Origin of the sequence: Stutzerimonas azotifigens DSM 17556, assembly GCF_000425625.1 — a bacterium.
GTDB classification, from domain to species: Bacteria; Pseudomonadota; Gammaproteobacteria; order Pseudomonadales; family Pseudomonadaceae; genus Stutzerimonas; species Stutzerimonas azotifigens.
Genome location: NZ_KE384411.1, coordinates 134,197 through 147,077 on the forward strand (window position 1 = coordinate 134,197; position 12,881 = coordinate 147,077).

16 protein-coding genes are annotated in these 12,881 nt (G+C 66.3%); 5 read left to right on the plus strand and 11 right to left on the minus strand.

Annotated features, from left to right (window positions below; translation table 11 throughout):
• Positions 1–45: 45 nt before the first annotated feature.
• From H610_RS0115205 to ffh, 6 genes are all read right to left on the minus strand, one after another.
• Positions 46–459: an acyl-CoA thioesterase gene (locus H610_RS0115205; RefSeq protein WP_028240474.1), complete on the minus strand. Its 414-nt coding sequence runs from the start codon at positions 457–459 to the stop codon at positions 46–48.
• A 177-nt stretch (positions 460–636) separates the two neighbouring features.
• Entirely contained in the window at positions 637–987 is a 351-nt protein-coding gene (rplS, locus tag H610_RS0115210) for a 50S ribosomal protein L19 (protein WP_028240475.1), read from the minus strand.
• A 41-nt stretch (positions 988–1,028) separates the two neighbouring features.
• The gene (gene trmD / locus H610_RS0115215) at positions 1,029–1,772 is read right to left on the minus strand and encodes a tRNA (guanosine(37)-N1)-methyltransferase TrmD (protein ID WP_043238691.1); all 744 of its coding nucleotides are present in this window, start codon (positions 1,770–1,772) and stop codon (positions 1,029–1,031) included.
• Positions 1,773–1,781: 9 nt separating this feature from the next.
• Complete coding sequence (gene rimM / locus H610_RS0115220) at positions 1,782–2,309, minus strand: ribosome maturation factor RimM (RefSeq protein ID WP_028240477.1); 528 nt, start codon at positions 2,307–2,309, stop codon at positions 1,782–1,784.
• Between the two features lie 14 nt (positions 2,310–2,323).
• Positions 2,324–2,575: a 30S ribosomal protein S16 gene (gene rpsP, locus H610_RS0115225; protein ID WP_028240478.1), complete on the minus strand. Its 252-nt coding sequence runs from the start codon at positions 2,573–2,575 to the stop codon at positions 2,324–2,326.
• A 297-nt stretch (positions 2,576–2,872) separates the two neighbouring features.
• A complete protein-coding gene (ffh, locus tag H610_RS0115230; RefSeq protein ID WP_028240479.1) occupies positions 2,873–4,249 on the minus strand; it encodes a signal recognition particle protein in 1,377 nt (458 codons plus the stop codon).
• Between the two features lie 166 nt (positions 4,250–4,415).
• Here ffh and H610_RS0115235 point away from each other — a divergent pair, with 166 nt between their 5' ends.
• Both H610_RS0115235 and H610_RS0115240 read left to right on the plus strand, forming a co-directional pair.
• Positions 4,416–5,216 (plus strand): cytochrome C assembly family protein, encoded by an 801-nt coding sequence (locus H610_RS0115235; protein WP_028240480.1) that lies wholly within the window; start codon positions 4,416–4,418, stop codon positions 5,214–5,216.
• A gap of 10 nt (positions 5,217–5,226) precedes the next feature.
• Complete coding sequence (locus H610_RS0115240) at positions 5,227–6,510, plus strand: HlyC/CorC family transporter (protein WP_028240481.1); 1,284 nt, start codon at positions 5,227–5,229, stop codon at positions 6,508–6,510.
• A gap of 30 nt (positions 6,511–6,540) precedes the next feature.
• Here the strand turns inward: H610_RS0115240 and purT are convergent, their stop codons facing one another.
• Genes purT through H610_RS0115260 form a run of 4 tightly spaced genes read right to left on the minus strand, consistent with a single transcriptional unit; the run spans position 6,541 to position 9,094 of the window.
• Complete coding sequence (purT, locus tag H610_RS0115245; RefSeq protein ID WP_028240482.1) at positions 6,541–7,722, minus strand: formate-dependent phosphoribosylglycinamide formyltransferase; 1,182 nt, start codon at positions 7,720–7,722, stop codon at positions 6,541–6,543.
• 27 nt (positions 7,723–7,749) lie between these two features.
• Complete coding sequence (locus H610_RS0115250) at positions 7,750–7,956, minus strand: DUF1289 domain-containing protein (protein WP_028240483.1); 207 nt, start codon at positions 7,954–7,956, stop codon at positions 7,750–7,752.
• Positions 7,953–8,474 (minus strand): gamma carbonic anhydrase family protein, encoded by a 522-nt coding sequence (locus H610_RS0115255; protein WP_028240484.1) that lies wholly within the window; start codon positions 8,472–8,474, stop codon positions 7,953–7,955. The genes H610_RS0115250 and H610_RS0115255 overlap by 4 nt, the downstream gene beginning before the upstream one ends.
• Positions 8,475–8,476: 2 nt before the next feature.
• Positions 8,477–9,094 carry a CoA pyrophosphatase gene (locus H610_RS0115260; RefSeq protein WP_028240485.1) on the minus strand — a complete coding sequence of 206 codons (618 nt, stop codon included), beginning with the start codon at positions 9,092–9,094 and terminating at the stop codon, positions 8,477–8,479.
• Positions 9,095–9,231: 137 nt separating this feature from the next.
• On the opposite strand from H610_RS0115260, the gene H610_RS0115265 reads away from it, so the two are divergent.
• The 3 genes from H610_RS0115265 to H610_RS23985 all read left to right on the plus strand — a co-directional run bounded on the left by H610_RS0115265 (position 9,232) and on the right by H610_RS23985 (position 11,739).
• Positions 9,232–9,786, plus strand: a complete 555-nt coding sequence (locus H610_RS0115265; RefSeq protein ID WP_028240486.1) for an NUDIX hydrolase — start codon at positions 9,232–9,234, stop codon at positions 9,784–9,786.
• 28 nt (positions 9,787–9,814) lie between these two features.
• Complete coding sequence (locus H610_RS0115270; RefSeq protein ID WP_028240487.1) at positions 9,815–10,318, plus strand: L,D-transpeptidase family protein; 504 nt, start codon at positions 9,815–9,817, stop codon at positions 10,316–10,318.
• Positions 10,319–10,431: 113 nt separating this feature from the next.
• The gene (locus tag H610_RS23985) at positions 10,432–11,739 is read left to right on the plus strand and encodes an acyltransferase family protein (RefSeq protein WP_051231785.1); all 1,308 of its coding nucleotides are present in this window, start codon (positions 10,432–10,434) and stop codon (positions 11,737–11,739) included.
• On the opposite strand, the gene H610_RS0115280 is transcribed toward H610_RS23985, so the two are convergent.
• Positions 11,672–12,859 (minus strand): PepSY-associated TM helix domain-containing protein, encoded by a 1,188-nt coding sequence (locus tag H610_RS0115280; RefSeq protein WP_028240488.1) that lies wholly within the window; start codon positions 12,857–12,859, stop codon positions 11,672–11,674. The two genes, H610_RS23985 and H610_RS0115280, sit on opposite strands and share 68 nt — an antisense overlap.
• Positions 12,860–12,881 lie beyond the last annotated feature (22 nt).

The window sequence follows — 12,881 nt, forward strand, 5'->3', positions numbered from 1 at the left end:
GAAGCGGTATCGGGCCGGATGTATCGGCAGTCTTCCACAGGGCGCTCAGGCCGGGAAGTCTGGCAATACCGGAATCGGGCGCTTGTCTTCGTCGATGGCGACGAAGCTGAAGGAACCCTTGATCGCCCGCTCGCGCCCGTCGGCGGACATGCTTTCGACGAACACCTCGACGTCGACCTTGAGGCTGGTATTGCCGACCTTCACCACCCGGCCGATCAGCTCGACGATCGAACCGGCGGGTATCGCGTGATTGAAGTCGATGCGGTCGGTGGACACGGTCACCAGCGGCAGGCGGCAGAAGCGCGTGGCGGTGATGAAGGACACCTCGTCCATCCAGGCCAGCGCGGTGCCGCCGAACAGGGTGTTGTGGTGGTTGGTGGTCGGCGGGAACACCGCCTTGGCCACGCGGGTTTCCGAGCGCTCGATACGGCTCAGGATTTCATGTTCTCTCGGGGTCATGCCACTGCTCTCTGGGTCAGGTGGCTGCCGCCGTGTCGCGAGTGTTGTCGTTGTTGTCACGCTGCCACGCAGGCAGTTGCGAGCGCCTCGGCGGGACTTACGCCTTCGGGCCCCTTTTCGGATACGCACAAAAAAGCAGCCCTCAGGCTGCTTTTCTGCTTGGCGGGAGCGCCGTCCTCAGGACAGCTTCTCCTTGATGCGCGCTGCCTTGCCGGACAGTTCGCGGAGGTAGTACAGCTTGGCCTTGCGCACGTCGCCGCGGCGCTTGACGCTGACGCTGTCGACCAGCGGGCTGTAGGTCTGGAAGGTACGCTCCACGCCCACGCCGTTGGAGATCTTGCGCACGGTGAAGGCACTGTTCAGGCCACGGTTGCGCTTGCCGATCACCACGCCCTCGAAGGCCTGGAGACGCTGACGATCGCCTTCCTTCACCTTCACCTGAACGACCACGGTGTCACCGGGGGCGAACGGCGGGATTTCCTTGCTCATCTGCTCGGCTTCGAGCTGCTGGATGATCTTGTTGGTCATGCTGTGCTCCTAAGGCACGCCTCTGGGCGGCCATCGATACGTTAACTATCGTTCCGCTGACGAATGTATTCCGCCAACAGCTTTTGCTCTTCTCCAGAAAGCGAGCGGCTATCCAGAAGATCAGCGCGGCGTTCCCAGGTCCGCCCGAGGGACTGCTGCAAACGCCAGCGCCGGATGTGTTCGTGATTGCCGCTGAGCAGCACCTCAGGAACACGTTTATCCGCATACACCTCCGGGCGGGTGTAGTGCGGACAGTCAAGCAGGCCGTACGAAAACGAATCCTCCTCGGCCGAATCAGCATGCCCCAGCGCTCCAGGGAGCAACCGGGTCACCGAATCGATCAGCACCATCGCCGGCAGCTCGCCGCCGGACAGCACGTAGTCGCCGATCGACCATTCCTCATCCACATGCGCCTCGATGAAGCGCTCGTCGATGCCTTCGTAGCGGCCGGCGATGAGGATCAGTGCCTCCTCCTTCGCCAGCTCGCGCACGGCGGCCTGTTTCAGCGGCCGCCCCTGCGGCGAGAGGTAGATCACCTTCGCCCGCTCGCCGGCGGCGAGCCTGGCATCGGCCAGCGCTGCCTCCAGCGGCCTGATCTTCATCACCATCCCGGGGCCGCCGCCGAAGGGCCGGTCGTCCACGGTCTGGTGCCGATCCTCGGTGTAGGCCCGCGGGTTCCAGCAGACCAGATGCAGCAGGCCCTGCTTCACCGCGCGGCTGGTGATGCCGTAGTCGCTGACCGCGGCGAACATCTCCGGAAACAGCGTGATGACGTCGACGCGCATTCCCATCGATCAGAAATCCGCGTCCCAGTCGACCCGCATCTCGCCCGCTTCCAGGTCGATGCTCAGCACGCACTGATCGGTGTAGGGCAGCAGGCGCTCGCGCTCATCCAGGCTGCCGACACAGGGCCTGACCACCAGGACATCGTTGGCGCCGGTCTCGAACAGGTGATCCACCTTGCCGAGCAGTTGCCCAGTCTGGTCGACGACCTTCAACCCCACCAGCTGGTGCCAGTAGAACTCGCCCTCTTCCAGCGCCGGCAGCTCCGAGCGCGGCACGCAGATCTCGAAGTCCGCGTAGGTCCGCGCGACCTCCCGGTCGTCCAGGCCCGCCAGCTTGGCGACCAGAACATTACCTTGCAGTCGGCCGTTGGCCAGTTCGACCTGCCGGACCTCGTCACCTCGCCTGAGCGTCCAGTGACGGTAATCCAGCAGATTGTCGATGGGATCGGTGAAGGAGTAGACCTTCACCTCGCCCCGTATGCCATGCACCGAAACGATCTTGCCAAGGACCAGGAGGTCGTCGGCCGGTGCCGGCATGCTGTTCATGGTGCTCAGGCAGCGGCCTTGCCGGCTTCCTTGAGCAGTTGAGCAACGCGCTCGGACGGCTGTGCGCCCTGGCCCAGCCAGTAGGCAGCGCGCTCCTGGTCGACCGAGAGGCGAACTTCGCTACCGGTGGCGACCGGGTTGAAGAAACCGATGCGCTCGACGAAGCGACCATCACGCGCATTGCGGCTGTTGGTCACGGTCAGGTGGTAGAAAGGGCGCTTCTTGGAGCCGCCACGGGCGAGACGGATGGTTACCATGTGAACATCGTTCCTGTAGTCGGTGCTAACTTAAGGCACACACTTAAAATGGGCCTGGGCCCGAAAGGCCGCGTATTTTAAGGAATGCCGGGGATTTTGCAAACTGTTTTGCTGAAGGCTGAAGGCTGAAGGCTGAAGGCTGAAGGCTGAAGGCTGAAGGCTGAAGGCTTCCAGTGTGTCGGGCCTCGCCAAAACGCTGTCAAGCGCTTTTCCGCGCCTTTCGCCTGCAGCCTGCAGCCTGTAGCCTGTAGCCTGTAGCCTGTAGCCGCTTTTGACCTACCGCCTATAGCCGCGCCGCTAGAACTTCGGCATGCCGCCGCCGGGGAACATCCCGCCCATGCCGCGCATCATCTTCGCCATGCCGCCCTTGCCGGTCACCTTCTTCATCATCTTCTGCATCTGCTTGTGCTGCTTGATCAGCCGACCGATGTCCTGCACCTGGGTGCCGGAACCCAGGGCGATGCGGCGCTTGCGCGAGCCGCTGATGATTTCCGGATCGCGGCGCTCGGCCGGAGTCATGGAATTGATGATGGCTTCCATCTGCTTGAACTGCTTCTCGGCCGCGCCCTGGACGTTGCCCATCTGCGACAGGTTCACCCCGCCCATCATCGGCAGCTTGTCCATGAGCCCGCCGAGGCCACCCATGTTCTTCATCTGCTGCAGCTGGTCGCGGAAGTCCTCGAGGTCGAAGCCCTTGCCTTTCTTCAGCTTCCTGGTGAGCTTCTCGGCCTTCTCGCGGTCGAGGGTCTGCTCGGCCTGCTCGATGAGGCTGAGCACGTCGCCCATGCCGAGGATGCGCGAGGCGATGCGGTCCGGGTGGAAGGGTTCGAGGGCGTCGCTCTTCTCGCCCATGCCGAGGAACTTGATCGGCTTGCCGGTGACGTGACGCACCGACAGCGCCGCGCCGCCGCGCGCGTCGCCGTCGACCTTGGTCAGCACCACGCCGGTCAATGGCAGCGCATCGCCGAAGGCCTTGGCGGTGTTGGCGGCGTCCTGGCCGGTCATGGCGTCGACCACGAACAGCGTCTCGGCCGGCTTGATCGCCGCATGGATGGCCTGGATCTCGGCCATCATCTCGGCGTCCACGGCTAGGCGGCCAGCGGTGTCCACCAGCACCACGTCGATGAACTTGAGCTTCGCCTCGCGGATCGCCGCCTGGGCGATGTCCACCGGCTTCTGGCTGGCGTCCGAGGGGAAGAAGGTCACGCCGACTTCGCCGGCCAGGGTCTCCAGCTGCTTGATCGCCGCGGGCCGGTAGACGTCGGCCGAAACCACCAGCACCGATTTCTTCCGGCGCTCCTTGAGGTGCCGCGCGAGCTTGCCGACCGTGGTGGTCTTGCCCGCGCCCTGCAGGCCGGCCATCAGCACCACCGCCGGCGGCGCGACGTTCAGCGCCAGTTCCTCGTTGGCGGCGCCCATCAGCTCCTCGAGCTCGGCGCGCACGATCTTCACGAACGCCTGGCCCGGGGTCAGGCTCTTGGAGACCTCGGTGCCGACCGCGCGCTCCTTGACCCGGTTGACGAACTCCTTGACCACCGGCAGCGCCACGTCGGCCTCGAGCAGCGCCATGCGCACTTCGCGCAGGGTGTCCTTGATGTTGTCCTCGGTCAGCCTGGCCTTGCCGGTGACATGACGCAGGGTCTGGGAAAGACGGTCGGTAAGGTTTTCGAACATGAGCATTCCACGCCGATAGGGTGAGGGCCGGGATTATAGAAGCTGGGCGCCGCCGGCCGGTACCCCGCCCGTCATGCTTTTAACGCCGGAGCGTGCCGCCTGCCGCTTTTGCGGTCAGGAGGTTTATGCCACACTCACGCCCTTTCCGATCGCCTTTGCAGGACCTATGTATCCTCTGCTGCCAAGCCTTGCCGCCGCCTGCCTCTACGCCGGTGCCACCGGCTACCAGGGCCTGCGGCTGGCACAACGCGCCGTGCCGGACAGACGTCTGCTCCTGCTGCTTGGCTCCCTGGCCTTGCTCGCGCATGGTGCCAGCCTGGTCTACCAGCTGCTCGCCCCCGCCGGCCTGGTGCTGGACTTCTTCACCGCCTCCAGCCTGATCGCCGCTGCCGTCATCCTCCTGCTGCTGCTGGCGGTCAACCGCATGCCGGTGGAGAACCTGCTGCTGCCGCTGTTCCCGCTCGGCTGCCTGACGGTGCTGCTCGGCCAGTTCGCCCCCTCGGGCACGCCCCAGGTGATCACCGAGGCGCCCGGCATCCTGGCGCACATCCTGTTCTCGATCATCGCCTACGGGCTGCTGACGATCGCCGTCTTCCAGTCGCTCCTGCTGTTGCTGCAGGATCACTACCTCAAGCACAAGCACCCTTCCGGGGTGATCCGCAACTTCCCGCCGCTGCAGACCATGGAAAGCCTGCTGTTCGGCTTCCTCTGGGCCGGGTGGCTGCTGCTCTCGGCCTCGCTGCTGTCCGGCTGGCTGTTCCTCGACGACCTGTTCGCCCAGCATCTGGTGCACAAGACCGCGCTGTCGGTGCTGGCCTGGGTGGTGTTCGGCGTCCTGCTGTGGGGTCGTCATCGCCTGGGCTGGCGCGGGCACAAGGCGATCCGCCTGACGCTCGCAGGCTTCTGCCTGCTGATGCTGGCCTACTTCGGCAGCAAGCTGGTCCGCGAATTCATCCTGCACATCTGATGACGGCCTGATGGAAAACCTACCTCCCGGCTTCCTCGTTGGCCTGCTGGTCTTCCTTCTATTGTGTTCGGCGTTCTTCTCCAGCGCCGAGACCGGCATGCTCAGCCTCAACCGCTACCGGCTGCGGCACCAGGCCAAGGAGGGACATCGCGCGGCGCGCCGCGCCAGCCGCCTGCTGTCGCGGCCCGATCGCCTGCTCGGCACCATCCTGGTGGGCAACAACTTCGTCAACATCCTCGCCTCGTCGATCGCCACGGTGCTGGCGATGCAGCTGTGGGGCGAAGCGGGCATCGCCATCGCCACCCTCGGCCTGACCATCCTGCTGCTGATCTTCGGCGAGATCACCCCGAAGACCCTCGCCGCGCTGCGCCCGGAACTGGTGGCCTACCCGTTCAGCCTGCCGCTGACGTTCCTGCAACGCATCCTCTACCCGCTGGTGGCCACGCTCGGCTGGATCAGCAACGGCCTGCTCAAACTCATCGGCATCGATCCGGCGGCAAAGGGCAGCGATACGCTGTCCACCGAGGAACTGCGCAGCGTAGTGCGCGAATCGGGCACCAGCCTGCCGCTCAATCGCCAGAGCATGCTGCTCGGCATCCTCGATCTCGAACGGGTGACGGTGGACGACATCATGATCCCGCGCCACGAGGTGGCCGGCATCAACCTGGACGACGACCTGGAGACCATCATCGGCCAGCTGCGCACCACGCCGCACACCCGGCTGCCGGTCTATCGCGAGGACATCAACCAGATCGAAGGCGTGGTGCACATGCGCCATATCGCGCGCCTGCTCAGCCACGACCAGTTGACCAAGGAAGCCCTGCTCGAAGCCTGCACCGAGCCCTACTTCGTGCCGGAAAACACGCCGCTGTCGACCCAGCTGCTGAACTTCCAGAAGCAGAAGCGGCGCATCGGCATCGTCGTCGACGAATACGGTGACGTGCTCGGCATCGTCACCCTGGAGGACATCCTCGAGGAAATCGTCGGCGAGTTCAGCAACCAGGACGCCCTGCGCAGTCCGGACATCCATCCGCAGGACGACGGCACCCAGGTGATCGACGGCGCCGCCTACATCCGCGAGGTGAACCGCGCGCTGGGCTGGCACCTGCCGTGCGAGGGCCCGAAGACGCTCAACGGGCTGATCACCGAGGCGCTCGAGCACATTCCGGACAGCAGCGTCTGCCTGCAGATCGGCCGCTACCGCCTGGAGATCCTCCAGGCCGCGGAGAACCGCGTGAAGAGCGTGCGCGCCTGGGACGCGGGCCAGGACCCGGAAGAAGAAAGCGAGGAATAGGCGCCCGCTCCCGCGGACGCCCGCTGCCGATCAGAGGTCGACCTTCACCGCCCGCGCGGCGCGGGTCGCCTTGGCCCGTGCCGCTTCGATCGATTCGCCGCGCGCCAGCGCCACGCCCAGACGGCGCTGCCCCTTCACCTCCGGCTTGCCGAACAGGCGCAGGGCGGTGTCCGGCTCCGCCAGCGCCTCTTCCAGCCCGCCGAAGGTCATCTGCGTCGACTCGCCCTCCACCAGCACCACCGCCGAGGCCGCCGGGCCGAGCTGGCGGATCGCCGGGATCGGCAGGCCGAGAATGGCCCGCGCATGCAGGGCGAACTCGGACAGGTCCTGCGACACCAGGGTCACCAGGCCGGTGTCGTGCGGGCGCGGGGACACCTCGCAGAACCACACCTGATCGCCCTTGACGAACAGCTCCACGCCGAAGATGCCACGCCCACCGAGCCCGTCGGTGATCGCCAGGGCGATGCGCTCGGCCTCGGCGCGCGCCGCTGCGGTCATCGGCTGCGGCTGCCAGGATTCCTGGTAGTCGCCCTTCTCCTGGCGGTGGCCGACCGGCTGGCAGAAGCTGGTGCCGCCGGCATGGCGCACGGTCAGCAGGGTGATCTCGTAGTCGAAGTCGATGAAACCCTCGACGATGACCCGCCCCTGCCCCGCACGGCCGCCGGCCTGCGCGTAGTTCCAGGCGGCATCGATGTCCTCGGTGCCGCGCAGCACCGACTGGCCCTTGCCCGACGAGCTCATCACCGGCTTGACCAGGCACGGGAAGCCGAGCGCCAGCGCCGCCTCGCGGCAGGCTTCCAGCGAATCGGCGAAGCGATAGGGCGAGGTCGGCAGGCCGAGCTCTTCCGCGGCGAGGCGGCGGATGCCCTCGCGGTTCATGGTCAGTTGCGCCGCGCGCGCCGTAGGGATCACGGTGAAGCCCTCGGACTCCAGCTCGACCAGGGTCGCGGTGGCGATCGCCTCGATCTCCGGCACGATGTAGTGCGGCCGCTCCTGCTCGATCAGCGCTCGCAGCGCGGCGCCGTCGAGCATGTTGATGACGTGGCTGCGATGGGCGACCTGCATCGCCGGAGCGTTGGCATAGCGGTCGACGGCGATGACTTCCACGCCCAGGCGTTGCAGTTCGATCACCAGTTCCTTGCCCAGCTCGCCGGAACCACAGAGCAGGACACGGGTGGCGCTGGCGGACAGGGGCGTACCGATGCGGGACATGATGTTCCTCGAAATGGAAAAGGAGTGTTAAAGCAGGTTGCCGCTCTCGCGGGCGCGCAGCTGGCAGAGGACCAGAACTTCGCGGCGCTCGTCGTCGGTCATACGGCCCCAGCGGCTGATTTCGCTGGCGCTGCGCTGGCAGCCGACACAGATGTCGGCGTCGTTCAGCGCGCAGATGCTGACGCAGGGCGAACGCACGGGACGTGCGGCCGGGCCGGAGGGGACGGTGCTCAAGCGTCCTCCGCCAGATCGCGGGCGTAGCGCTGCGCGTTGTGCACGTAGTGCGCCGCGCTGGCCTCGAGCTTCTTGCGCTGCTCTTCGCTGAGTTCGCGCACCACCTTGCCCGGCGAGCCCATCACCAGCGAGCCGTCGGGAATCTCCTTGCCTTCGGGGATCAGCGCATTGGCGCCGATGATGCAGTACTTGCCGATCTTCGCCCCGTTGAGCACCACGGCGTTGATGCCGATCAGGCTGTAGTCGCCGACCGTGCAGCCGTGCAGCATGGCGTGGTGGCCGATGGTCACCCCGGTGCCCAGCGTCAGCGGATAGCCCATGTCGGTGTGCATCACCGCGGCGTCCTGTACGTTGCTGTTCGGGCCGATGTGGATCAGCTCGTTGTCGCCGCGCAGCACCGCGCCGAACCAGACGCTGGCGCCCTCGTCGAGACGGATCTTGCCGATCAGGGTGGCGCTGGGGGCGGCCCAGCTCTGCGGATGGGCGTCGACGCGGGAATCTCCCAGGCGGTATTTCACGGTCAGGACCTCTTGCTGCTGCTCAGATCGATGAAGGATGGAGGTGCGCGGCGCAGGTCGATGCCGGCGTCGTAGATGACGTTCACCAGTTCGACGATCATGGTCGCGGTCAGCCCCCAGATACGATAGTCGCCGTACTGATAGGCCGGCACGTACCAGCTCTGGCCGACGTAGTCGATGCGGTGGGTCACCTCGCGCGGGTCCTGCCGAAAGAACTCCAGCGGCACGGAAAACACCGAGGCGATCTCCGCATCGTTGGGGCGGTATTCGAAGTAGTCGGGGACGAAGCCCACGTAGGGCGTGACGTGGATGCCGTAGCGCGAGACCAGGCTGCTGAGCGGTCCGACGATTTCCACCAGGCCCGGCGCCAGCCCGACCTCTTCCTCGGCCTCGCGCAGCGCGGTCTGGACCAGGTCGGCGTCTTCCGGGTCGCGCCGGCCTCCGGGAAAGGCCACCTCGCCGCCGTGCGTCGACAGGCCGCTGGCGCGCAGCGTGAGCACCAGCTCCGGCGCGTCCGAGCGCGTGATCGGCATCAGTACGGCGGCTTCGGGCAGTGTGCCCTCCGGTTCCAGGAGCCGCGGGCTGTAGTCCCGCACCCGTTGGAAGATGTCGTCCAGCATGCAGGGCCTCGTCTGGTATTCGGACCGGCATCATGGCACGAAACCCGTGGCCCGCCCACCACCCGCGGGCTCGCGGCGCGGCTTGCCCGGCCGGCGGGAGCCGGCCAAGATTAGGTCGGAAAGCACGAGGAACCGGTATGAAATTCTGCAATCAGTGCGGCGGCACGCTCGTCCAGCGCATCCCCGAAGGCGACAATCGGCCGCGCTTCGTCTGCGACCATTGCACCACCGTGCATTACCAGAATCCGCGCATCGTCGCCGGCTGCCTGCCGGTGTGGGGTTCCCAGGTGCTGCTGTGCCGACGCGCGATCGAGCCGCGCCGCGGCTACTGGACGCTGCCGGCCGGCTTCATGGAGAACGGCGAAACCCTCGAGCAGGCCGCCCGCCGCGAGACGCTGGAAGAGGCCTGCGCCGAGCTGCGCGACCTCGAGCTGTACATGCTCTTCGACCTGCCGCACATCGACCAGGTGTACATGTTCTTCCGCGGTGCGCTGACCGAACCGACCTTCGCCCCGGGGAGCGAAAGCCTGGAGGTAAGGCTGTTCGAGCAGGCCGACATCCCCTGGTCCGAGCTGGCTTTCCCGACCATCGGCCGTACCCTAGAATGCTACTTCTCCGACCGGGAGCAGCAGGCCTTCCCGGTGCGCAACGAGGCGGTCGACGCGTTGCGGGCCAAGCGCCAACGGGCCTGATGCAGTCGTTTTCCCGGGACATACCTCGATGCGCTGGTTCCTCGCCGTTTTCTGTTTCGGTTTCACCCTCCTGTCCCACGCCAACGCAGCCCCCAGCCTGGACGGAGCCATGATCGACAAGGTCCTGGTGGTCAAGTCCGAGCGTCGCCTGCATCTGGTCAGCCGCGGCGAGACGCTGAAGAGCTACCGCATCTCCCTCGGCAAGGAACCCAGGGGCCCGAAGCAGCGCGAAGGCGACCGGCGCACCCCGGAAGGCTTCTACTGGATCGACTGGCGCAAGGTCAGCGACAAGTACAACCTGGCCATGCACATCTCCTACCCCAACGCCCGCGACCTGGCCCGTGCGCATGCCGAAGGCGTGCCGCCCGGCAGCATGATCATGCTGCACGGCACGCCGCTGGATGAGGACTATCCGGAATGGTATTTCCACACGCTGGACTGGACCGAAGGCTGCATCGCGCTGAAGAACGAGGACATGCGCGAGCTCTGGACGCTGGTCAAGGACGGGACGCTGATCGAGATCCGTCCCTGACCGCAGGTCGTTCCTCTCGGCATTGAGCGACGCCTCGCTTGAAAAACTTTGGAACACTTCCCGCCTGCTGGCGGTCCAGTATTAACGGGCCACCACCTAGGAAAGTCGTACGCATGCAGGCGGGCAAAGAGAAGTTCATCGGTCTCGAGTGGTTGCGTTTCTTCCTCGGCGTGTATCTGGTGATGTACCACACGCTGCCGTTCTACGAGAGCTACACGCGACTCGACGGCCTGGTGGAAGTGAACGAGCTGGGGTTCTTCGCCACCAGTTGCTTCTTCGCCCTGTCGGGGTTCCTGCTCGCGCACGTCTACCTGGACGGCAACCGGCTTCGCGAACGGCCGACGAGCATCATGGCCAAGCGCTTCGCCAACCTCTACCCCATCCACCTGGTCGGCCTGGCCAGCTGCATCGCCCTGGTGCTGATCACCGGCACCTTCGACAGCCACACCGACCTGCACCTGGCCTACCGCGCCGACGACCTGCTCAAGCGCACCGCGCCCGAGCAGCTCGAATACCACCTGAGCGATCTCGAGCTGGCGCTCAACGCCCTGCTGCAGCTGACCCTGCTGCATGCCTGGAACCCGGTCTTCCTCGCCTACAACGGCCCGCTCTGGTCGATCTCGACACTGTTCTTCTTCTACCTGGTCTTCCCCTATTTCGCCCCGCGCCTGGCGGCGGCACGGCACAAGGTCTGGCTGCTGCTGCTCACCTGGATCGCCTGCCTGATCCCGCCGGTGGTGGTCATCCTGAATGGCGACTATGGCTCGACCTGGATCGGGCTGCTGCATCATTTCCCGCTCTTCCGCCTGCCGGTGTTCCTCGCCGGCATACTGGCCTACCTGCTGTTTCGCGAGTACGAGATGGCCGGCAGCGGGCTGCACGGGCCGATCAAGCTGCTCGCCGTGGTGGCGCTGGGCGTCGGCCTGAGCATCGCCGCCGAACTCAACTGGCACGGCGGCAACCACTGGTACGTACTGCTGCACAACGGGCTGATGCTGCCGATGGTGCTGGCGACCGTGGGTCTTTGCGCGATGATCCCGAGCCCGGCGAACGAGCGGCATCGTCGCTGGGCGCGCCGGCTGGGCGGCGCGTCGCTGCCGATGTTCGCCCTGCACACGCCGATTTTCATCGTCTTCCGGCGTCTGGAGATGCTGCTCAACATCGATTTCCAGCTGTGCCTGAACAATGCCGTGGCCTGCGTCGCACAGGCCAAGGCGCAGCCGCTGTTCCTCGGCTACTACCCGTTCCTGCTGCTGTTCACCATCGCCTTCTGCGTGGTGTTCCAGGAGCAATTCGTCAGCCGCGCCCGCCAGTGGCTGCTCGACGGGCCGCTGCGGCGGGCGGTCGTGCCGGTCACCCCGCCTCGACCAGGCGCCGCGCCCGCGCGCGCGCCGGAGCGCGACGCTTGCGCCACCAGATAGCCACGCCGGTCACCGAGAGCACCGCGACCACCAGCCCCAGCACGGCGATCGCCAGCCGCCCCGGAAGGCCGAGTATCCGCCCGCCGTGGATCGGCGCCTGCAGTTGGAAGAAACGCTCGCCCCAGCTGCCGCGCCCGGGAATCTCCTGGCCCAGCAGGCGGCTGCCATCGGTGCCGTGGAAGAACACCCAGGCATTGCCCTGCGGGCTGTCGTGCTCGCCGAAGCCGGCGCCGTAGAAGTTGTACTGGAAGCTGTAGTACAGCTCGGTGACCGGCTCGTGCAGGCCCAGAGCACGTCCGTGTTCGAGGGCATGGGCGTACGCCTGCCGATAGCCGTAGGTGGTCGTTCCCAGCGCCTCGGCCGGCAGGTGGCTGCGCGCCTGGTAGACGCTCGCCGGCACCGGCGAGAACAGCGAGACCGCGGGCTTGAACACCTGCTCCGGCAGGTTCATCGCCACGCTGCTGACCGCCACCGGCAGCAGCAACAGCCACAGCCAGAGGCCGCTGGCGCGGTGCAGGTCGAGCGTGGCGCGGTGCAGGTGGCCGCGCTTGATCCGCCAGGCCGGCGCCCATTTGCGCAGGAACGGCCGGCCGCGCGGGAAGGTGAGCAGCTGCGACACCAGGCAGTCCAGCACCCAGAGGATCGCCACGATGCCCATCAGCCATAGCCCCCAGCTGCCCGGTAGCGCCAGGTTGTAGTGAAATTCCAGCAGGAAGGGCACCAGCTTCTCCCGGGCGAAACAGCATTCGCCCCAGTGCCGGCTGCCGACCTCCGCCGCGGTGACCGGGTCGAGGTAGCGCACCACCGGCTTTTCCGCGTAGGGCTGGCCGGTGCCCGGATCGTTGCGCGGCACCAGGGCGAGCAATGCCGAGTGCTGCGGCTCGTCGGGCAGCTCCATGTACCAGACTTGCATGCGCGGATAGCGCTGTTCGATCCGCTCGACTAGCTCACCCGGACCGAGCGGTTCGCCCTGCCCGGGCGTCTGGTAGAAGCCGGGGTTGAGCCACTCGTCGAGTTCGTGGTGGAAGGCCAGCACGCTGCCGGTCAGGCCGGCGAGCGCCAGGAACAGGGCGATTGCCAGGCCGACGTAGCGGTGCAGCAGTAACAGCAGTGAACGCATCGTCCCTCCGGACGGCCACGTC